19 protein-coding genes are annotated in these 19695 nt (G+C 64.2%); 4 read left to right on the top strand and 15 right to left on the bottom strand.

What is annotated here, in order from left to right:
* Positions 1-117: 117 nt before the first annotated feature.
* Together BRPE64_RS00895 and BRPE64_RS00890 are read right to left on the bottom strand one after the other, a co-directional pair.
* On the bottom strand, positions 118-1599 hold the full coding sequence (locus BRPE64_RS00895; RefSeq protein ID WP_016344110.1) for an ammonium transporter: 1482 nt from the start codon (positions 1597-1599) through the stop codon (positions 118-120).
* Positions 1600-1642: 43 nt separating this feature from the next.
* A complete protein-coding gene (locus BRPE64_RS00890; protein ID WP_016344109.1) occupies positions 1643-1981 on the bottom strand; it encodes a P-II family nitrogen regulator in 339 nt (112 codons plus the stop codon).
* 443 nt (positions 1982-2424) lie between these two features.
* Between BRPE64_RS00890 and BRPE64_RS00885 the strand changes: the two genes are divergently transcribed.
* The gene (locus tag BRPE64_RS00885; RefSeq protein WP_016344108.1) at positions 2425-2688 is read left to right on the top strand and encodes an accessory factor UbiK family protein; all 264 of its coding nucleotides are present in this window, start codon (positions 2425-2427) and stop codon (positions 2686-2688) included.
* A 92-nt stretch (positions 2689-2780) separates the two neighbouring features.
* Positions 2781-4334 (top strand): YifB family Mg chelatase-like AAA ATPase, encoded by a 1554-nt coding sequence (locus BRPE64_RS00880; protein ID WP_016344107.1) that lies wholly within the window; start codon positions 2781-2783, stop codon positions 4332-4334.
* Between the two features lie 368 nt (positions 4335-4702).
* On the opposite strand, the gene BRPE64_RS00875 is transcribed toward BRPE64_RS00880, so the two are convergent.
* The gene (locus BRPE64_RS00875) at positions 4703-5332 is read right to left on the bottom strand and encodes a hypothetical protein (RefSeq protein WP_044041035.1); all 630 of its coding nucleotides are present in this window, start codon (positions 5330-5332) and stop codon (positions 4703-4705) included.
* A 132-nt stretch (positions 5333-5464) separates the two neighbouring features.
* Between BRPE64_RS00875 and BRPE64_RS00870 the strand changes: the two genes are divergently transcribed.
* The gene (locus tag BRPE64_RS00870) at positions 5465-6001 is read left to right on the top strand and encodes a peroxiredoxin family protein (RefSeq protein WP_044041033.1); all 537 of its coding nucleotides are present in this window, start codon (positions 5465-5467) and stop codon (positions 5999-6001) included.
* Between the two features lie 82 nt (positions 6002-6083).
* Here the strand turns inward: BRPE64_RS00870 and BRPE64_RS00865 are convergent, their stop codons facing one another.
* From BRPE64_RS00865 to BRPE64_RS00840, 6 genes are all read right to left on the bottom strand, one after another.
* Positions 6084-7418, bottom strand: coding sequence for a sigma-54-dependent transcriptional regulator (locus BRPE64_RS00865; RefSeq protein ID WP_016344104.1), 1335 nt, complete (start codon positions 7416-7418; stop codon positions 6084-6086).
* Positions 7419-7439: 21 nt separating this feature from the next.
* Positions 7440-9431: a sensor histidine kinase gene (locus BRPE64_RS00860; RefSeq protein WP_044041032.1), complete on the bottom strand. Its 1992-nt coding sequence runs from the start codon at positions 9429-9431 to the stop codon at positions 7440-7442.
* 38 nt (positions 9432-9469) lie between these two features.
* Positions 9470-10759 carry a dicarboxylate/amino acid:cation symporter gene (locus BRPE64_RS00855; RefSeq protein ID WP_044041030.1) on the bottom strand — a complete coding sequence of 430 codons (1290 nt, stop codon included), beginning with the start codon at positions 10757-10759 and terminating at the stop codon, positions 9470-9472.
* 444 nt (positions 10760-11203) lie between these two features.
* Complete coding sequence (gene lipA, locus BRPE64_RS00850; protein WP_016344099.1) at positions 11204-12202, bottom strand: lipoyl synthase; 999 nt, start codon at positions 12200-12202, stop codon at positions 11204-11206.
* Positions 12195-13019 carry a lipoyl(octanoyl) transferase LipB gene (lipB, locus tag BRPE64_RS00845; RefSeq protein ID WP_016344098.1) on the bottom strand — a complete coding sequence of 275 codons (825 nt, stop codon included), beginning with the start codon at positions 13017-13019 and terminating at the stop codon, positions 12195-12197. The genes lipA and lipB overlap by 8 nt, the downstream gene beginning before the upstream one ends.
* A gap of 94 nt (positions 13020-13113) precedes the next feature.
* Positions 13114-13440, bottom strand: a complete 327-nt coding sequence (locus BRPE64_RS00840; RefSeq protein ID WP_044041865.1) for a DUF2917 domain-containing protein — start codon at positions 13438-13440, stop codon at positions 13114-13116.
* Positions 13441-13563: 123 nt separating this feature from the next.
* On the opposite strand from BRPE64_RS00840, the gene BRPE64_RS00835 reads away from it, so the two are divergent.
* Positions 13564-14517, top strand: a complete 954-nt coding sequence (locus tag BRPE64_RS00835) for a transcriptional regulator GcvA (protein WP_016344096.1) — start codon at positions 13564-13566, stop codon at positions 14515-14517.
* Here the strand turns inward: BRPE64_RS00835 and BRPE64_RS32175 are convergent.
* From BRPE64_RS32175 to BRPE64_RS00805, 6 genes are all read right to left on the bottom strand, one after another.
* Positions 14501-14848 (bottom strand): DUF493 family protein, encoded by a 348-nt coding sequence (locus BRPE64_RS32175; protein WP_084675749.1) that lies wholly within the window; start codon positions 14846-14848, stop codon positions 14501-14503. The genes BRPE64_RS00835 and BRPE64_RS32175 overlap by 17 nt on opposite strands.
* Before the next feature lie 23 nt (positions 14849-14871).
* Positions 14872-15783: a D-amino acid aminotransferase gene (locus tag BRPE64_RS00825; RefSeq protein WP_016344094.1), complete on the bottom strand. Its 912-nt coding sequence runs from the start codon at positions 15781-15783 to the stop codon at positions 14872-14874.
* A gap of 27 nt (positions 15784-15810) precedes the next feature.
* Positions 15811-17031, bottom strand: coding sequence for a D-alanyl-D-alanine carboxypeptidase family protein (locus BRPE64_RS00820; protein ID WP_044041863.1), 1221 nt, complete (start codon positions 17029-17031; stop codon positions 15811-15813).
* Between the two features lie 428 nt (positions 17032-17459).
* The gene (locus tag BRPE64_RS00815; RefSeq protein ID WP_016344092.1) at positions 17460-18095 is read right to left on the bottom strand and encodes an alpha/beta hydrolase; all 636 of its coding nucleotides are present in this window, start codon (positions 18093-18095) and stop codon (positions 17460-17462) included.
* Entirely contained in the window at positions 18092-18421 is a 330-nt protein-coding gene (locus BRPE64_RS00810) for a (2Fe-2S) ferredoxin domain-containing protein (RefSeq protein WP_016344091.1), read from the bottom strand. The genes BRPE64_RS00815 and BRPE64_RS00810 overlap by 4 nt, the downstream gene beginning before the upstream one ends.
* A gap of 84 nt (positions 18422-18505) precedes the next feature.
* Entirely contained in the window at positions 18506-19666 is a 1161-nt protein-coding gene (locus tag BRPE64_RS00805; RefSeq protein WP_016344090.1) for a VanZ family protein, read from the bottom strand.
* Positions 19667-19695 lie beyond the last annotated feature (29 nt).

Genomic DNA, 19695 nt, shown 5'->3' with positions numbered 1-19695 from the left:
CATCGCCCGGAACATCGGCCAAAAAAATGCCCGCCATGAAGGCGGGCAAAGTCGCTGCGCTCGTTCTCGACCGCGAACCGGAACGCCCTCTCGCGGCGTCCGGTCGCGGCGCAATCCTTATTCGACGTGCTCGCCGTGCAGCGTGACGTCGAGACCTTCGCGTTCCTGTTCTTCCGTGACGCGCAGACCCATCACCATGTCGATGACCTTGAGCAGCACGAAGCTCACGACGCCGCTATAGACCAGCGTGACGAGCACGCCCTTGGCCTGCACGAGCACGCTGCCGTCGAAACCGCCGATATCCTTCACCGCGAACACGCCCGTCAGCAGCGCGCCGATGATCCCGCCCACGCCGTGCACGCCGAACGCATCGAGCGAGTCGTCGTAGTTGAACTTGTGCTTGAGCCACGTTGCCGACCAGAAGCAGACCACGCCCGCGACGATGCCGATCACGATCGCGCCCGTCACGCCGACGAAGCCCGAAGCCGGCGTCACTGCCACGAGACCCGCAACCGCGCCCGAGATGATGCCGAGCACCGACGGCTTGCCCTTCGTGATCCACTCCGCGAACATCCAGCCGAAGGCGGCGAAGGCGGTGGCGATCTGCGTCGTGAGCATCGCGAAGCCGGCACGGCCGTCAGCCGCGACTGCCGAGCCCGCGTTGAAGCCGAACCAGCCCACCCACAGCATCGATGCGCCGATCAGCGAGAGCACGAGGTTGTGCGGCGCCATGACTTCGCGGCCGTAGCCGACACGCTTGCCGAGCACCAGACAGCACATCAGGCCCGCGATACCGGCGTTGATGTGAACCACCGTGCCGCCCGCGAAGTCGAGCACGCCGGCGGATGCCAGCCAGCCGGTCGGTTCCCAGACCATGTGCGCGATCGGCGAGTAGACCAGGAGCGACCACAGCGTCATGAACACGAGCATCGCGGAGAACTTCATGCGATCGGCGAACGCGCCGGTGATGAGCGCCGGGGTGATGATCGCGAACGTCAGCTGGAACGCGAAGTACACCGACTCCGGAATGGTCGTGGCGAGGTGACTGACGGTCAGCGTCGTCGCCTTGTCGCCCTTGATGTAGGCCATGCCGTGCAGGAACACGCGCGAGAAGCCGCCGATGAACGATCCGCCCGGCGTGAACGCGATGCTGTAGCCGACGACGGTCCAGAGGATCGTCACCAGACAGCAGATCGCGAAGCTCTGCATCACCGTGGCGAGCACGTTCTTCTTGCGCACCATGCCCGCGTAGAACAGCGCGAGGCCCGGAATCGTCATGAACAGCACGAGTGCGACGGAGGTGAGCATCCACGCCGTGTCGCCCGAGCTGATCTTCGACGAATCGACCATGACCGGTTCGGTCGGCGCGGCGGGCGCGGCGTCGGATGCGCCTGAGGCCGCAGCCGCTGAGGCGGCATCCGCCGAGGACGCCATCGCCGTGTTGGCGCTGGACGGTGCGCTTGCCGAGGTGGAAGCTGCGGCATCGGGCGCCGGTGCGGAGGCCGCGGCCGGAGCGGACGCGTCCTGAGCGAGGGCTGTGCCGACATTCGCGCCTGTCAGCGCGGCGGCCACCATCAATGACATCAAAAAGTTGCGCATTCTTCTGGTTCCTCTTATCGCCAAATACTTCGCAAGTTTCTTTTTAGAGAGCGTCCGCGCCGGTTTCGCCGGTGCGAATACGAATGACCTGTTCGATCGTGGTGACGAAGATCTTGCCGTCGCCGATCTTTCCCGTGCGGGCCGCGCGCTCGACGGCCTCGATCGCCTGATCGACGATGTCGTCCGACACGGCGGCTTCGATCTTCACTTTCGGCAGAAAATCGACGACGTACTCCGCGCCCCGGTACAGCTCGGTGTGCCCTTTCTGTCGGCCGAAGCCTTTCACCTCGGTCACGGTGATGCCCGAGACGCCGATGGCCGACAGCGCTTCGCGCGCTTCGTCCAGCTTGAACGGCTTGATGATTGCGGTAATGAGCTTCATGTATGCCTCGCTGTGGTGTGCTGATCCTTCGATGCCTTCTAAAGCGGGATGCGCTGGGTGCTACCGCCACGTCCGCCCTGCCGGGCCGCTCAGAGAAGCGTGCAGAAAAGGTCCGCGCCTTCCATGCAACTCGTATGCCATGCGTGTATTCATGCGGGTTTGAGCGATTTCGGGAAACTCCCGCGCGCGGGGTCTGCCGAACGGCTAACGCGCGCCGCGCCTGCTGGCGCCGGGGTGGGTTCGTTGCTAGAGTGCTCGCAAGGTCCCGCAAAAAGGGGCAAGGGCGGAAAACGCGAGGGCGCTGCGGCGCTAAAATCGCGGCGCCTCGAAGGTGCTCCGAGGCGCGCCGGGTAGTCGGCAGCGCGCACCAATATCGAACATTCGATATTTCGGGGCACTGACCTAACAACGAATGCACTAATTTTGTGCAAGGGAGAAAAACGATGAAGCAGCCCAACGACGTTTTCAACGATCTGCAGCAGAAAATGAGCGAGCTGTTCAAGAATTCGCCGGCGAAGGACGTCGAACGGAACATGAAGGCCATGCTGTCGCAAGGTTTTTCGAAGCTTGATCTCGTCACGCGCGAAGAATTCGACACGCAAACGCAGGTGCTCGTGCGCACGCGCGCGCGTCTCGAAGAGCTCGAAAAGCGCGTGGCGCAGCTGGAGCAGCGTCTCGCGAGCGGCGGCTCCGCCGCGCAAGACTAAGCGTCCTCAGCGCTCCGTCATACCTCGGCTAGCGAGCCGTGAGTTTCTAGTGTCATTGCCGGCGCAGCCGCTGCGCCGTTTCAGGTGAAATCATGTCGCTTGCCGTGGTACGCAGCCGCGCGCCCGCTCCTGGGCGCGCGCCCGAAGTCGTCGTCGAAGTCCATCTCGCTAACGGGCTGCCGTCTTTTTCCATCGTCGGCCTGCCCGATCTCGAAGTGCGCGAAAGCCGCGAGCGCGTGCGCGCCGCGCTGCAGAACTGCGGCTTCGACTTTCCCGTCCGCAGAATCACCGTCAATCTCGCGCCCGCCGATTTGCCGAAGGAATCGGGGCGCTTCGATCTGCCGATCGCGCTCGGCATTCTCGCCGCGAGCGGGCAAATCCCGGCCGAGTCGCTGGCGAATCGCGAATTCGCGGGCGAGCTATCGCTCACCGGCGCGTTACGGCCGATGCGCGGCGCCTTCGCGATGGTGTGCGGCGCGGCGCGCCATCACGCGGCGGCGGGCGAACGTGGCGAACGTGACGAACGCGCGCCGGAAATCTATCTGCCGCTTGCGAGCGCGGCGGAGGCGGCGCTGGTGCCGGGCATCGACGTCTTCGGCGCGGCCGACCTGCCCGCGCTCTGCGCGCACCTGAACGGCGTGCCCGACGCGCGCCTGCGGCCGGTGCACGCCGTGACGCTTCCGCAAACAGCCGCGCCCGCGCCCGATCTCGCCGACGTGATCGGTCATCCCGCCGCGCGCCGCGCGCTCGAAGTGGCGGCGGCGGGCGGCCATCATTTGCTGATGATCGGCCCGCCCGGCGCGGGCAAATCGATGCTCGCGGCGCGCCTGCCGAGCCTCCTTCCGCCCATGAGCGACGACGAAGCGCTCACATCCGCCGCGATTCTTTCTGCGAGTTCGATCGGCTTCACGCCGGAGCAATGGCGGCGGCGGCCGTTTCGCGCGCCGCATCACTCGTCGAGTTCGGCGGCGCTGGTCGGCGGACGCAATCCGCCGCAGCCGGGCGAGATCACGCTCGCGCATCACGGCGTGCTGTTCCTCGACGAACTTCCCGAATTCGACCGCAAGGTGCTCGAGACGCTGCGCGAACCGCTCGAAGTCGGGCACATCACGATTTCGCGCGCGGCGCAGCAGGCGGACTTTCCCGCCGCATGTCAGCTGATCGCGGCGATGAATCCATGCCCGTGTGGCTGGCGCGGCGATCCGAGCGGGCGTTGCCGCTGTTCGCCGGATATCGCCGCGCGCTATCTGCGCAAGTTGTCGGGACCGTTGATGGATCGCATCGACATTCAGATCGAGCTGCCGGCGCTGACGCCGGCGGAATTGTCCGCGCGCGGCGCCGAGCGAGGCGAGTCGAGCGCCGTGGTCGCGGCGCGCGTCGCGGCGGCCCGCGACATTCAGACGCAGCGTCAAGGCAAGACCAACCGCGAACTCGATGGCCGCGAGGCCGACGACGTCTGCCGCCCCGATTCAGCCGGCGAGGCGTTGCTGCGCGCAGCCGGCGAGCGCTTCGGCTGGTCGGCGCGCGCCTACTACCGCGTACTCAAGGTGGTGCGAACGATCGCGGACCTCGCCGACGCCAAAACGCCCGACGTCGCTCATGTAGCCGAGGCGGTGCAATATCGGCGGATGCTATCGCTTGCTTGAGACCACGCCGATCACGCCATGCCGGACAGAAAATCGCCTGTCAAGACTTGACTTATGCACACTGAGTCGATCCGCGACACCTTTTCCTCGGATCAATTCCGCTGCTCCTGCCTATTTCGCAGACCATTGATTTTATTGAACTATTTAACTTGCCGCGAACGGAGGCAAACTAACGTTAACCGCACAGACCGGGCTTTTGCGCGTTGCCGCACATTCTTTTCCACATAGTTATCCACAGACATTGTGGATAGTTAAAAAAGTCCATACAAATCTAGGCATTAGCTGAATTTGCTGCGAAGAAACTTCCGGTTTGAAATTAACCCTAAGATCATTCCGAAATCAGTGGTCGCAGAATTCGAGACCTTCCTCTAAAAGAGTTTGAAGGACGTAAAGAATTGGTCGGCCTGCTCCTGTGGCGGCGCTTTGTCCGAGACGATCGCCACCTGATAAACATGCGTTCCGCGCGCGACGAAGCGCGCGTGAATGGTCCGCGACTCGCGCTTTTCTCCGCTCGCGCCGTTCACTTCAATCTCGCTGCCCAGCACACGTCCGCCCGCCGCGAGATCGATCTGTGCCGCGCGCGCCGCCGGTTGCGCGCTCACGTTGCGCGCGAGTCCCTGTTGCAGGAAATCGAGCGTCGCGCGCTGCAGCGCGGGATCGGCGCTCGGCAGGACCACGGTGCCGACGGCGAACACGGCGTCGCCGGCTTCGGCGGTTTGCATGCGCATCGTCATCGGCTGGCCGGCGATCTCGATCTTCCGTTCTTCGGAGCGCGGCTTGGCGGGAAGCGTGACTTCGTAGCCGTCGTCGTTGTTCATCACTGTGCGCCAGTCGTATGCCGGCGTGCACGCGAGCAGCGCGCCGCATGCGACAGATGCGCACACGGCCGCACGAAACACGGAAAAATTCAGACGAAACGTTTTGGCAGCGAGGCCAGGATGGCGGGAGAAAACTCGTTTCATAAAGGATGAATGCGCAGGCGGATGCGTGAAAACCATCATTATCGCGCTGCAATTCCGGCCTTATCGGCGCGTCACGACTGCATCCTGAAAACGGCGCTAAAATACGCGTCACTTATCCGTCGCTTGTCGCCCGATCGCGGCGGCGGGTCCGGCCATCCGAGGTTTCAAATGTCCCAAGCCACGCAAGAAACATCCACGCGCGCCAAGAGCCCGCTGCGCTACATCGTGATGGCGCTCGTCGCGGCCGTGATCGCAGGCACCGGCTACTTCGCCTTCGGCGGCCAGCAGAAGGCGCCGGACGCCACCTTCACGCTGTTGTCGGGACAGAAGATTTCCACCACGGGCGATCTGAAGGGCAAGGTCTATCTCGTCAATTTCTGGGCGACGAGTTGCGAGACCTGCATGAAAGAAATGCCCCAGATGATCGACACGTACAACAAGTTCAAGGGTCGCGGACTGGAGTTCGTCGCGGTCGCAATGAACTACGACGCGCCGATGTACGTGAGCAATTACGCGCAGACCCGCAATCTGCCGTTCAAGGTCGCAATGGACGACGGCAGCGCGGCCAAGCAATTCGGCAATGTCCAGCTCACGCCGACGACCTTCGTCATCGACAAAAACGGCAGGATTCTGAAGCGCTATGTCGGCGAGCCGACCTTCGCGGAACTGGATCAACTGCTCGACAACGCGCTCGGTTCGGCCTGACGCGTATCCGGTCGAACGAAGACAACGAAAAAGCCCGCTGGCAAATACCAGCGGGCTTTTTTAACGCTCCGACGAATCGCCCTTAGTCACCCTTCACGACGATTCCATACCGCTTGATCTTCTCGTACAGCGTCGCCTTGCCGAGCTGCAGGCGATCCGCCGCCACCGCAACCGCGCCGCCGCACTGCTCCAGGGTCTCGCCGATCACCGCGCGTTCGTATTGCTCGGTGCGCTCCTTGAGCGATTGCGTCGACGTATCGGACGATGCAGCGCCGCCGTCGTCGAGAATGCCCAGCACCATCCGGTCCGCCGCGTTGCGCAGCTCGCGCACATTGCCTGGCCAGTCGCGCTGCATCAGTTCCGCCCGCTGACGGTCCGTGATGAGCGGCGCGGGACGCTCGTAGCGCACGGCGGCGTCGAGAAGAAAGTGCTCGAACAACGGCACGATGTCTTCGCGACGCTCGTTGAGCGGCGGCAGCGTGATCGTCACGACGTTGAGCCGGTACAGCAGATCGCGCCGGAACGTGCCATCGGCGACGTGTTCGTTCATGTCGCCCTTCGCGGCCGCGACGACGCGCAAGTTCGCGCGCACCGGCTGATTCGAGCCGAGCCGCTCCAGCACGCCGTCCTGCAGCACGCGTAAGAGCTTCACCTGCAGCGACAGCGGCATGCTCTCGATTTCATCGAGAAACAGCGTACCGCCGGACGCCGCCTCCAGCCTGCCGATGCGCCGCTTCTGCGCGCCGGTAAACGCGCCCGGCTCGTAGCCGAACATTTCGGACTCGAACATCTGTTCCGGCAGCGCGCCGCAATTCACCGCGATGAACGGCTTGTCGCGGCGCGGCGACATCTCGTGCAGACTGCGCGCGATCAGTTCCTTGCCCGCGCCGGTATCGCCGTTGATGAGCACGGACGCATCCGTCGGCGCGACGTTCGCGATCAGACGGCGCACCTGATCGATCGCAGGACTGCGCCCGATGATGCGCGGCGCGACGCTGCTCTGCTCGGCCAGCTCGCGCCGCAGCGCCTGATTCTCCAGCACGAGCTTGCGGCGTTCGAGCGCGCGGCGCACGGCTTCGATCAATCGCTCCGATGCGAACGGCTTCTCGATGAAGTCGTACGCGCCGTCGCGCATCGCCTGCACGGCCATCGAGATATCGCCGTGGCCGGTCACGAGAATCACCGGCACTTCGGGCGCGCGTTCGCGGCATTGCGCGAGCAGATCGAGGCCGCTTGCGCCCGGCAGGCGAATGTCGCTCACGATCACGCCGGGAAACCGCGCGTCGATCGCATGCGCGGCGGATTCGACGCTGCCGTGCCCCGTCACGTCGAAGCCCGCGAGTTGCAGACTCTGCACGCTCGCGCGCCGCACGAGTTCGTCGTCTTCGATGAAGATCACCTGCAAACCGGTGCTCATGTCTTGCCTCAACTATGTTTTTTACGCGCGACGCAGCGTCAGCACGAATTCCGCGCCGTGAGAGTGATCGGCGTCGGCCTGTGTGCCGCCTTCGGGGCCGTCCGCGACGATCGGCGCCTCGCGGTTGCGCGCGAGGAGCGTGCCGCCGTAATCGCGCGCGATCGCCGATGAAATCGCCAGTCCAAGGCCCAGTCCCTGGCCCATTTCCTTGGTCGTGAAAAACGGCTCGAAGAGGCGCGGCAATGCATCGGCGGGAATGCCCGGACCATTGTCGCGCACGATGAGTTCGACGATATCCGCGCGCGCATCCAGTTCGATAACGATGCGCGGCTTGTCGCACGACGCCACTGCATCGAGCGCGTTGCCGACCAGATTGATCAGCACCTGTTCGAGACGCAGATCTTCGCAGCGCACGAACACGGGCGCGCTGTCGCCGCTCAGTTCGGGCGCGATATCGACCACGACGTTCTTCATGCGCGGACGCAGCATCGAGAACACATTGCGCAGCGCGTGCGCCACGTCCGCCCGCGCGTTCTTCGGCCGCGCCTTGGTGACGAACAGCTTGAGCTGATTCGTGATGTTGCCCATGCGCTCGGTCAGCGACGCGATGGCTTCGAGATTCTCGCGCGCCGCCGCCTGATCGCCGCGCTCGATCAGCACGCGCGTGTTGTCCGAGAAACTGCGCAAGGCGGCCAGCGGCTGATTCAGTTCGTGCGTGATGCCCGCCGCCATCTGGCCGAGCGCGGCGAGTTTGCTCGCCTGAATCAGTTCGTCGTGCGCGGCGCGCAGATCCTGCTCGGCGCGCGTGCGCTCGTTCACTTCTTTCGTCAGTTGCGCGTTCGCCTCCGACAGATCAGCCGTGCGCTCCGCGACACGCTCGTTCAGTTCGGCATAGGCCGTTTGCAGCAAACCGCGGCTGCGAATCATCTCGCGCACGCGCGCGCGCCGCATGCGCCAGTAAAACGCGAGCAGACACAGCGACACGAACACGAGCGCCGTGACGATCACCGCGTTCTGCGCCGCGCTTTCGACGGGATCGAGCGGCGCCATCGTGATCAGTTGCCAGTCCGGCTCGCCGATCGAACGATGCGTTGCGAGAAACGCCGGCGCATTGCGTCCGCCGCCGACGCGCACGATCTGCGCGCCGCCTTCGAGCGTCTTGACGATGGTCATCGGCAGCGGCGTGATGACCTGCTGCGCGTACTGGCGCGTCGCGTAGACGGACGCCTCGATGTTCTGCGGCAGCGGCCGCACCGTGTGATATTTCCACGCGGGCACCGACGAGAGAAAGATCACACCGTGATCGTCCGTGACAATGAGCGGCTCGGCGGCATCCGCGCCTTGCAGCCATTCGAGGTTGAGCTTCACCACCGCCACGCCGATGAACTCTTTCGTGTGCTCGCGGTACACCGGCTGCGAGATGTAATAGCCGGGCTCCGTCGAAATCGTGCCGATGCCGAAGAACCGGCCCACGCCGCCCTTCTCCGCATCGATGAAATACGGCCTGAAGTTATAGTCCACGCCGACGAAACTGTCCGCGCCGTTCCAGTTGCTCGCGGCCACGGACATGCCGTTCGCGCGGATGAGATACGTGACGGTCGCGTGCGCGCGCGCGTTGAGGTCTTCGAGATAGCGGTTCGCGCGATCGACGTTGGCCTGATCGGGATGCTCGAGCACGCCCTGCACGACCGGATGCCGCGACAGCAGATACGGCAGATATTCGTAGCGGTCGAGCGTGCTCTTGAGCGTGTTCGTGGTGCGATCGACGCGGCTCGCGGCATTGAGCCGCAATTCGTCGATGCCGCGCTGCCAGGCGACGTGCCACGTGAGCGCGCAGCACGCCACGAGCGTGGCGGCGAGCGCGAAGAACACGAGGATGCGGCGCGTCACGTGAGCAGATTCCCGCGAAAGAGGATCTGTCATTGTGGCATAGGCGCCTTCGGGATAAGCGCCAGCGGCCGCCGAAAGCGGCTGCGGCGAAGCGCTCGCAGGGTGAGGCTTCGCCGCTTGCATGATCGCGTCCGGAGAATGAAGCCGCTTGATGAGGCTGCTTAGACGGACTTGGCTTCTTCGGTGTCGGTCACGTCGACCTCGCGCGACAACGCGGCTTTCAGCTTCGAGCGATCCAGCTCGTGCTCCCACGCCGACACGACAACCGTCGCCACGCCGTTGCCGACGATGTTCGTCAGTGCCCGGCACTCGCTCATGAATCGGTCGATGCCGAGAATCAGCACCATGCCGGCGAGCGGAATGGTCGGCACGACGGCGAGCGTCGCCGCGAGCGTGATGAAGCCTGCGCCGGTCACGCCGCTCGCGCCCTTCGAGGTCAGCATCGTCACGGCGAGCAGCGTCAGTTGCTGGCCCCACGTGAGGTCGGTGTTCGTCGCCTGCGCGATGAACAGCACGGCCATCGTCATGTAGATGTTGGTGCCGTCGAGGTTGAACGAATAGCCGGTCGGCACGACGAGACCCACTACCGAGCGCGAGCAGCCGAGCTTTTCGAGCTTGAGCATCAGTTGCGGGAGCGCGGCTTCGGACGAACTCGTGCCGAGCACGATCAGCATTTCTTCCTTGATGTACGCGACGAACTTCAGGATCGAGAAGCCGACCATGCGCGCAATCGCACCGAGCACGAAGACGACGAAGATGATCGAGGTCAGATAGAACGTGCCGATGAGCTTGAGCATCGGCAGCAGCGAACCGATGCCGTACTTGCCGATGGTGAACGCCATCGCGCCGAATGCACCGATCGGTGCGAGCTTCGTGATGATGCCGACCATGCCGAACAGAATGCTCGACAGCCCTTCGATGAACGTCGTCACAACACGGCCGCGCTCGCCGATGTGCGCCAGCACCGAGCCGAACAAGAGCGCGATCAAGAGGATCTGCAGGATTTCACCTTGGGCGAACGCCGAAACCAGCGTGTCCGGGATGATGTGCATGAAGAAATCGACCGTGCTCTGGCCGTGCGCCTTGGTCACGAACGAGTCGACGGCTTTGTGGTCGAGCGTCGCGGGATCGACGTTGAAGCCGACGCCCGGCTTCAGGATGTGCGTCGCGGCGAGACCGAGCACCAGCGCGAACGTCGACACGATTTCGAAGTACAGCAGCGCCTTGCCGCCGACGCGCCCGACCTTCTTCATGTCCTCCATGCCCGCGATGCCGGTCACGACCGTACAGAAGATGATCGGCCCGATCACCATCTTGATGAGTTTGATGAACGCGTCGCCGAGCGGCTTCATGTCGGTGGCGAGCGCAGGATAGAAGTGCCCGAGCGCGATGCCGATGATGATGGCCACGATCACCTGCACGTACAGGACTTTATGAAGAGGTTTTTTCACGATGTTTCCAGGCAATGACAAGCAGTTGGCGAGGTACAGCCAGCGGCGGGCCTTGACGCGCGGGAGCGTTGAGGTGCGCGATCACTCCGTGGGATGCGCACGTCGAATCGCGTCGCGTAAGCGATAGCCGCTTCGTCGACGGATCAGGGACGTTGGGATGCGAGAGGGGTCATCGATTTGTCTCCTTGGATTTTATGGGCGGCTCGATGGCCGTGCCTTTCTTATCGCAAGGGGAATGCCAGCTTTGGTTTGCCCGCAAACCATTGATATTGCTGGATATTTTTAAGGCGCAGGCGCGCCGCAATCCGGCTTTCCGGAAATCCGGAATCGATGTGTCCGGTGATCTGGAAGACGCGGCACGGGAAAATCACCGCGACCGGAACGCTCAAAAGAAAAAACCCACGGCATCCCGTGGGTTTTTCGCTTTCTGCCGATGCGTTCCGCTCAGACCACGCCCGCGCCGTGCGCTTGCTCGTCCGCGTGATAGCTTGAGCGCACCATCGCGCCGACGGCCGCGTGCGTGAAGCCCATCTTGTACGCCTCTTCCTCGTACATCTTGAACGTATCCGGATGCACGTAAGCCCGCACCGGCAAATGGTGCTCCGACGGCTGCAAGTACTGGCCGATCGTCAGCATGTCGACGTCATGCGCGCGCAGATCGCGCATCACCTGAAGGATTTCGTCTTCCATTTCGCCCAGGCCCACCATCAACCCCGACTTGGTCGCGACTTCCGGATGCAGCGCCTTGAAGTCCTTCAGCAGCTTCAGCGAATGATGATAGTCCGAGCCCGGACGCGCTTCCTTGTAGAGACGCGGCACCGTTTCGAGATTGTGGTTCATCACATCGGGCGGCGCGGCCGTCAGGATGTTGATCGCGCGATCGAGCCGGCCGCGGAAGTCCGGCGTCAGGATTTCGATGCGCGTTTCCGGCGAATGCTCGCGCACTTGCCGGATGCACTCGACGAAATGCGCCGCGCCGCCATCGCGCAGATCGTCACGGTCCACGCTCGTGATCACCACGTATTTCAGCTTGAGCGCGCCGATCGTGCGCGCGAGATTCAGCGGCTCGTCCGGATCGAGCGGATCGGGACGACCGTGGCCGACGTCGCAGAACGGGCAGCGGCGCGTGCACTTGTCGCCCATGATCATGAAGGTGGCCGTGCCCTTGCCGAAACATTCGCCGATATTCGGGCAGCTCGCCTCCTCGCAGACCGTATGCAGGTTGTGCTCGCGCAGGATCTGCTTGATCTCGTTGAAACGCGAGTTGCCCGTCGCCGTGCGCACGCGGATCCATTCCGGCTTCTTGAGCTTCTCGATCGGAATGACCTTGATCGGAATGCGCGAAGTCTTCGCCTGCGCTTTCTGTTTCGCGGTGGCGTCGTAGGCGGGAGCCGCCGGGACGGAAGCGGTGTCGCCAGCCAGGTTTGCGGTTGCGTCAGTCATTCGGTCGATCCGGTTGTTGCAGCGGGACGGTTTGCGCCGTCGTGCCGTCTTGCGGTTGAGCGGCGCTTGCGGGGAGGCCGCCGATTTGATGTGCCAGCCGTTCGGCGAGCGTCAGGGCTACGTCGCGCCAGCCGGCTGCGACGCCGAGCGTCGCCATGTCGACCGTTTCGAGTCCCGCGTAGCCGCACGGGTTGATCGCGAGAAACGGCTGCAAGTCCATGTTCACGTTGAGGCTGACGCCGTGATAGCTGCAGCCGTTGCGAATCTTGAGTCCGAGCGCGGCGATCTTCGCGCCGGGATGAAGGCCATGCAGACGAACGTTCGCGCCGTCTTCCGCCTGCCGCGCGGAGGGTTGCGCGACGTAAATGCCGGGCGCGCCGGGCTTGCGGCCAGTCGCGAGATTATACGATGCAAGGGTTTCGATCACGGCCTCTTCAATGCGCCGCACCAGCTCGCGCACCGCCAGCTTGCGCCGCCGCAGGTCGATCAGCAGATAAGCGACGATCTGTCCCGGCCCGTGATACGTGATTTGTCCGCCGCGATCCACCTTGACGAGCGGAATGCCGCTGTCGGCGAGCAGCAAATGCGCGGGATCGCCCGCGAGGCCGAGCGTGAACACGCGCGGATGCTCGACGAGCCAGATTTCGTCGGGCGTGTCGGGCGTGCGGGCGTCGGTGAACGCGCGCATTGCGTCGAAGCTCGCCTGATACGGTTCGAGGCCGCGCCAGTGCAGCGTGACCGGAAAATCACCGGACGCGAGTTCGGTGCCGGGCGCGCTGCGTGTTTCCGGCGGGAGTGCAAGCGGAGTGGCGGACATGGTGCCGGTAGTTTACCGAAATCGAACCATGCCCGCCGATGGTGAATTCGCATGCCTTCGATGACAAATGCGAATACTTGCGTCACACCACGCGTCAGACCACCCGCCAGCCCGCGCGCAGCCGCTGCGTCAGACGCTCGATGCGCGTCGAGAGCCAGCGCATGGCGCGCTCGTCGCAACGCGGCAGAATCGTGAACACGACATAGGCCGGACGGTCGCCTTCCACCGAGAGCCACAGGCGCTCGCGTTCGCGCAGCTTCAGTTGATCGCCGGGCGTGAGCCAGTAATCCTCGATGTCGTTGCTGCGCGTCGCCCAGACGGCGCTGCCGTGGACTTTCAGACGCGTGCCGCGTGCAATGCGCATCGGGATAGTCTCGCCGGGCTTGATTTCGAAGGTGACACTTGTTGATATTTCTCGCATGATCGACTCCGCCAAGGGAACGTTTCGATGACTACAATCCTAGGCGTGGCAAGGCATCAGGCAAAACGAGCAATTTTCACGGCTATGTGAGTTTCATTGACAACGACCTCTCCGACACTCCATATGGACCTCCGCCAGCTTCCAGCACTGAACGCGCTGCGCGCCTTCGAGGCCGCCGCCCGTCACGAAAGTTTTTCGCGCGCCGCCGACGAACTTTTCGTCACGCACGGCGCGGTCAGTCACCAGATTCGCGCGCTGGAGGCCGAGCTCGGCCTGCCGCTCTTCGCGCGCGACGGCAAGCGCGTGCGCCTCACCGACCGCGGCCGGCAGTACGCGGCCGAAGTGCGCGCGGCGCTGGTCGCCTTGGCGGACGCAACGCGCCGCATCCGCTCCGGCGATCGCGACCGGCGGCTGATCGTGTCGATGTTGTCGTCGTTTTCCGCGCGCTGGCTGACGCCGCGTGTCGGCAGGTTCATCGAAAAGCACCCGGAAATCGACCTCGAACTGCTGTCGACCAACGCCCTCACCGATTTCAACCGCGATGACGTCGATGTCGCGATTCGCTTCGGCTACGGCAAATATTCCGGCGTGCACGCCGAGGAACTGCTGGACGAAGTGTTCTTTCCGGCGTGCTCGCCGAATTTCCGCGGCGGCGACTTGCCGCGCGAGCCACGCGATCTCGCGAACGTGCCGCTGCTGCGCTCGGATGAAGAACTGTGGCGGCCATGGTTCGACGCGGCCGGACTTGCCGATTTCGCGGAACCGAAGCGCGGCGTCTTGTATGAGGATTCGTCGAATCTGCTGCAGGCGGCCATCGACGGTCAGGGAATCGCGCTCGTGCGGCGCTCGCTCGCGATGCAGGAAATTCTCGCGGGGCGCCTCGTGCGGCTGTTCAATGTGGACGGCCCGAGTCCGTGGAGATACTACTTCGTGTGCCCGGCCGCGCTGCTCGAAACGGCGCGCGTGCAGGCGTTCCGCGAATGGCTGGTCGACGAGGTCGACCAGTTCAGGCTGCTATACGAGCGCACGCCGGCTGTGTGCGATGCGCCCGCAGGCGAGCTTAAAGCACTACCTTGACCATTGGATGGCCGGTGAGCGCGCGATAAATATCGTCGAGATGAGCGCGATTTTGCGCGCGCACCGTGCAGGTGAGGCCCGTGTAGTTGCCGCCGGACGACGGCCGCGTCTCGACACGCGAGGCGTCGAAATCCTGATCGAACGCCTTGAGTACGTCGACGATCGTGTCCTGAAAATCCGGATGCGACTTGCCCATCACCTTGATCGGGAAGTCACACGGAAAGTCGAAGAGTTCGTCGGCGCTGTGTGCTGCGGCGTCGGTCGGGTCGGTGCGTTGGGGCTTGAGATCGGGTTTCGATTCAGGTTTTGATTCAGGTTTCGATTCGGACATGGCTTTCTCCTTCACTTCGCGCTTCATTTGGCCCGAGCCGCCTCAGCGGCGAACTCGCGCGTTTTGGCTCGCTGGTAAGCCTCGAAGAGCGCAGCATAGACCGGACCGGGCCGGCCGCCGCCGACGCTTTTCCCGTCGAGCGTGGTGATCGGCATGACTTCCTTGGTCGCGGAGCTGATCATGATTTCATCGGCCGAGCGCAGTTCGGCTTCGGTGATGTCGCGTTCCTCGAACGCGATGCCCGCTTCCCTCGCCAGTTCCTCGATGAGACCGTAGCGGATGCCTTCCAGAATGCGCGGCCCGCGCGGCGCGCCGAGCAGCGTGCCGTTTTTCACGATCCACACATTCGACGACGAACCTTCGGTCAGCAAGCCGTCGCGCAACTGGATGGTTTCGAGCGCGTCGTTTTCGGCTGCGTGCTGCGCCATCAGCACATTGCCCAGCAGCGACACCGATTTGATGTCGCAATGCAGCCAGCGCTTGTCCTCGGCGGTCACGGCCACCGCGCCGCGCGCGCGTTCTTCCGTGCTCGGGAAAGCGATCTTGCTGAGCATGATGAACACGGTCGGCGTGAGGCCCGCCGGAAACGCATGCCCGCGCCGCTTCGCGACGCCGCGCGTGACCTGGATATACACGAGCGCGTCGCCGGCGCCCGCATTGTCGTCGATGACGCGATCGATCAGCGCGCGCCAGCCGGCGTCGTCGAACGGATTGTCGATGCGGATCTTGCCGAGACTGCGGTTCAGCCGCGCGAAATGCTGCGCGAGCCGGAACGGCAGACGCGCGCCCTCGGCCTGTGCGTAGAGCGGCACGACTTCATACACGCCGTCGCCAAAGATGAACCCGCGGTCGAGCACGGGAATGCGCGCTTCGGAAAGCGGACCCCACTCGCCGTTCAGATAGACCGTCGGATCGAATACTTCAGCCTGGCTCATCGAGACCGCTCCTTTTCAGTCAGTGGATTACTTACGCTTTTGCCACATCAGCAGCGCCGAGTCCCACAGGCGGCCGAACAGACCGGCTTCCGGCACGTCCTGCAGCGCGACCAGCGGGAACTGCGCGACTTCCTTGCCGTCCGCCATCATCTTGACGGTGCCGATCTGCTGGCCCTTCTTGATCGGCGCGACGAGCAGGTCGGATTTCGTGACCGTCGGCTTGACCTTGTCGCCCATGCCCTTCGGCACGGTGATGTACTGGTCGGTCGACACGCCGGCCTGCACGTTGTCGGTCGCGCCCTTGTACACGCGCGGCGACTCGATCACCTGATTCGCCTTGTAGAGACGCACCGAGTCATATGCCGAATAGCCGTAGTTCAGCATCTTCAGGGCGTCCTGCACGCGATTGATCTCTTTCGGTTCGCCCATCATCACGGCGACGAGACGGCGTTTGGCATCCGGCGTGCTCGCAAGCGAACGCTGTGCCGTCGCGATCAGGCAGTAGCCGGCGGCCTTCGTGTGGCCGGTCTTCAGGCCGTCGACGGTCGGATCGAGCCACAGCAGGCGGTTACGGTTCGGCTGCTTGATCTTGTTGTACGTGAAGTCCCGCACCGAGAAGATGCTGTAGTACTCGGGGAATTCGCGGATCAGGTGCGTCGACAGCACGGCCAGGTCGCCGGCGGTCGTGTAGTGCTGCGGATCGGGCATGCCGTTTACATCGGCGAAATTGGTGTGCTTCATGCCGATGCGCTTCGCCGCCGCGTTCATCAGCGTGACGAAGTTGGCTTCGCTGCCGCCGACGAGTTCCGCCAGCGCGATAGCCGCGTCGTTGCCCGACTGGATGATCATGCCGTAGACGAGATCGTGCACGGTGACCGGCTTGTTCGCCTCGATGAACATGCGCGATTCGTCCGTGCGCACGCGGCGCACGGCCTCGCTCGGCGTGACGGTCTGGTCCATGTTGATCTTCTTGGACTTCAGCGCGTCGAAGACGAGATACGCGGTCATCAGCTTCGTGAGCGATGCCGGCTCGACGCGCTCATCGGCATTGCCCGATGCGAGCACCTGATTGCTCGTGGCATCGACGAGCACCCACGAATGCGCCGTCACATCGGGCGGCGGAACTTGCGCGAACGCGCTCGCGGCGGCCAGAACGGCGGGCAGCGCGAGGGCGGCCTTGAAGGCGCGGCGATGAACGGTGGAAGTGGATACGGAAGAAACGGTCAGGCCGGGAGGGACAAAGCGCATAGGATCGATCGGCGGAAAAAGCAGGCTGCGACGACAGGGATCGGGGATCGGATGATCGGCGAAGCACGGGTTGGACAGGCAGACCGTCCGCTCGGGTCGGGCGCTGCGCCATGACTGCGGCACGCGCGGCGCCGCGGCGAAACAGCGCTCGTTCGACAGACGGACGCGCAAACGGTTCTCGAAAGCTGGCGTTTCGCGGACTGCGGACGTTCGGACTACCGTTCGGACTAACATCGCGCGCGGCCGGAAACAGCAAAAATTGCTGCGCCATTATACGCGCGGGTCACGGCCGATTTCCTTCGGAATCTGCGCCGTTGTCACGCGTTTTAACGTTTTTCAGGGTAGGCCTAGCCGGTTTTACCGATTAGGGGAACACGCACTCGGCAAGCCCTTCGGCGACCTTGCGGCGCTTGTCGGCCGGGAAGGCCTCAGCGCCATGCATCGACGATCACGCGTTTCAGAATATGCAGTTTGCGGTGAAAGAAATGCTCCCCGCCCGGAATGACGACCACGGGCAATTCCTGCGGACGCGCCCAGTCATAGACGGACTGGATGGGCACCGTTTCGTCCACTTCGCCGTGGATCACGAGCGTGGTGTCGGGCACCGGCGCGACGTCCCAGCGGCTCGCCGCCGTGCCGACAAACACGATTCGCTCGATCTCGCGGCCTGCATCAAGCATGCGCTTCGCGACGTGCGACAGGACGAAGGTGCCGAACGAAAAGCCCGCGAGCACGATCGGCACGTCGGCCTGGCCGGGTTGCGCGCGCATGTGATCGATCAGCGCAAGCAGATCGTCCTGCTCGGCGATGCCGTTATCGTGCTCGCCCGCCGTCTGCCCGACGCCGCGAAAATTCGAGCGGTAAGTCGTGTAGCCGAGCTGCACGAAAGTGCGTGCGAGCGTCTGCGCGACCTTGTTGTCCATCGTGCCGCCGAACAGCGGATGCGGATGCGCGACGAGCGCAATGCCGCGCGCCGGTTGGCCATTGGCATCCGCACGATCGAGGGCGCACTCGATCTTGCCGACGGGCCCGTCGATCAAAAACTTCTCGGTTTGCGCGTTCATGCCGGTTGATCGATCAGAAGACGTTCGACGATCTTGCCGTTTGCGAGATGCGAATCGACGATCTCGTCGATGTCGGTTTCATCGACATACGTGTACCACGTGCCTTCCGGATACACGACGACGACCGGCCCCAGTTCGCAGCGGTCGAGACACCCCGCCTTGTTGATGCGCACCATGCCTTCGCCGGCGAGGCCGAGCTTCTTCACGCGCTTTTTGGCGTGCTCCTGCATGGCCTGCGCGTTGCAGTTCGCGCAACTCGGCCGCGAAGCGTCGGGCTCGCGCTGATTCAGGCAGAAGAACACGTGATACTTGTAGAAGGAATCCATGAGCGTGGGCGGTAGGAATGTCGGTCGATTATAACGAGCGATGTTTGTGCCTGCTGCCGGCGACCATCCGGTCCGCGCATGCGCCTACGCCCGTCGCGCGCGCCGCCGCGCGAGCCACGCATGCTCCGCCGCCGACGCGAGCCAGCCGAGCGCCGCATAGGGCCACACCCACGAGAGCCAGTGCGCGAGCCCGTTGAAGTGCAGATAGCGGCCTTGCCGCCAGTCGGCGAGCACGATGTCGAAATACGGATTCACCGGCAGCAGATTGACGAGCGCCAGCGACAGCACCAGCGCCGCGCCCGCGAGCGCCGCCCGCAGGCCGCGCGGCAACGACACCGACAGCACGCCCGCGACCGTCGCGATCCCGATGCCTTCGAGCGCGCCATCCGTCGCCCAGTCGAAGGTCAGGCCCGCGCGCGATTGCAGGAACGCGGCGCCCACCTTCGCGACGAGCGTCGTTGCGATCAGGCCGAGCATCAGGCGGATGCGCGGCGCGCGCGTGCGCGTCAGCAGCGTCGCGAGCACGAGCGCGGCGAACAGGCTGCTCGACGTGATGATTGCTTCCCAGGAGTCGTCCGGCAACAGCGCGCCGAGCCGGTCCGGCCAGCTTTCGACATCCCACGCGGCGGGCGTCCAGACGAGGATCGCGTCCTGCATCGCGGGATCGAGTTCGTCCCACAGCACGCGCGGCAGGTCGCCGCCGCCGAACAGATACGGCGCGGGAAACAGCGCCGCGAACGGCCAGAGCGCCGACAGCCCGATGACATACGCCGCGTCGCGCTCGAACCACGTGAAGCGGATGCGCCGCAGCAGCCCGCGATCGAGCAGCGCGCTCGTCGCGGGCGCGGTCAGCACGCCGCCGACCAGCGCGCCGAACGCATTCGCGGCGAGATCGAGATTCGAGGCGACGCGCGTCGGCAGATAGGTCTGGATCGCTTCCATCGCGCCGGACAGCAGCGCGCCGCCCGCGAGCGCCGCCGCCACCGCGAACGTGCCGCGATAACGCGGATACAGCGCGAGCACGATCAGCGCGCCGAGCGGCATGTAGCCGAGCACGTTGGTGACGACATCGAACACGGTCAGATACTGCGGCATCGGATCCGCGAGATACGCGAACGGACTCAGGCCAAGCGAGCGCCAGCCGGAAAACGGATACAGCGAGCCATACACGACGAGCGCCGCGTACGCTGCAAGCGCCTGCCGGGAAAACGCCGACGGGCGGCGCTGCCATTGCTTGATCGTCATGAGCCGCCCGGATGCATTCGCGCTGGGCG

Origin of the sequence: Caballeronia insecticola (assembly GCF_000402035.1) — a bacterium.
Taxonomy (GTDB): Bacteria; Pseudomonadota; Gammaproteobacteria; order Burkholderiales; family Burkholderiaceae; genus Caballeronia; species Caballeronia insecticola.
This window is presented reverse-complemented; position numbering and strand designations above follow the sequence as displayed.

Excerpts from the sequence above, each read along its gene's own strand:
- BRPE64_RS00895 (WP_016344110.1), bottom strand. The coding sequence starts at position 1,599 with ATGCGCAACTTTTTGATGTCATTGATGGTGGCCGCCGCGCTGACAGGC.
- BRPE64_RS00890 (WP_016344109.1), bottom strand. The coding sequence starts at position 1,981 with ATGAAGCTCATTACCGCAATCATCAAGCCGTTCAAGCTGGACGAAGCG.
- BRPE64_RS00885 (WP_016344108.1), top strand. The coding sequence starts at position 2,425 with ATGAAGCAGCCCAACGACGTTTTCAACGATCTGCAGCAGAAAATGAGC.
- BRPE64_RS00880 (WP_016344107.1), top strand. The coding sequence starts at position 2,781 with ATGTCGCTTGCCGTGGTACGCAGCCGCGCGCCCGCTCCTGGGCGCGCG.
- BRPE64_RS00875 (WP_044041035.1), bottom strand. The coding sequence starts at position 5,332 with ATGGTTTTCACGCATCCGCCTGCGCATTCATCCTTTATGAAACGAGTT.
- BRPE64_RS00870 (WP_044041033.1), top strand. The coding sequence starts at position 5,465 with ATGTCCCAAGCCACGCAAGAAACATCCACGCGCGCCAAGAGCCCGCTG.
- BRPE64_RS00865 (WP_016344104.1), bottom strand. The coding sequence starts at position 7,418 with ATGAGCACCGGTTTGCAGGTGATCTTCATCGAAGACGACGAACTCGTG.
- BRPE64_RS00860 (WP_044041032.1), bottom strand. The coding sequence starts at position 9,431 with ATGCAAGCGGCGAAGCCTCACCCTGCGAGCGCTTCGCCGCAGCCGCTT.
- lipA (WP_016344099.1), bottom strand. The coding sequence starts at position 12,202 with ATGACTGACGCAACCGCAAACCTGGCTGGCGACACCGCTTCCGTCCCG.
- lipB (WP_016344098.1), bottom strand. The coding sequence starts at position 13,019 with ATGTCCGCCACTCCGCTTGCACTCCCGCCGGAAACACGCAGCGCGCCC.
- BRPE64_RS00840 (WP_044041865.1), bottom strand. The coding sequence starts at position 13,440 with ATGCGAGAAATATCAACAAGTGTCACCTTCGAAATCAAGCCCGGCGAG.
- BRPE64_RS00835 (WP_016344096.1), top strand. The coding sequence starts at position 13,564 with ATGGACCTCCGCCAGCTTCCAGCACTGAACGCGCTGCGCGCCTTCGAG.
- BRPE64_RS32175 (WP_084675749.1), bottom strand. The coding sequence starts at position 14,848 with ATGTCCGAATCGAAACCTGAATCAAAACCTGAATCGAAACCCGATCTC.
- BRPE64_RS00825 (WP_016344094.1), bottom strand. The coding sequence starts at position 15,783 with ATGAGCCAGGCTGAAGTATTCGATCCGACGGTCTATCTGAACGGCGAG.
- BRPE64_RS00820 (WP_044041863.1), bottom strand. The coding sequence starts at position 17,031 with ATGCGCTTTGTCCCTCCCGGCCTGACCGTTTCTTCCGTATCCACTTCC.
- BRPE64_RS00815 (WP_016344092.1), bottom strand. The coding sequence starts at position 18,095 with ATGAACGCGCAAACCGAGAAGTTTTTGATCGACGGGCCCGTCGGCAAG.
- BRPE64_RS00810 (WP_016344091.1), bottom strand. The coding sequence starts at position 18,421 with ATGGATTCCTTCTACAAGTATCACGTGTTCTTCTGCCTGAATCAGCGC.
- BRPE64_RS00805 (WP_016344090.1), bottom strand. The coding sequence starts at position 19,666 with ATGACGATCAAGCAATGGCAGCGCCGCCCGTCGGCGTTTTCCCGGCAG.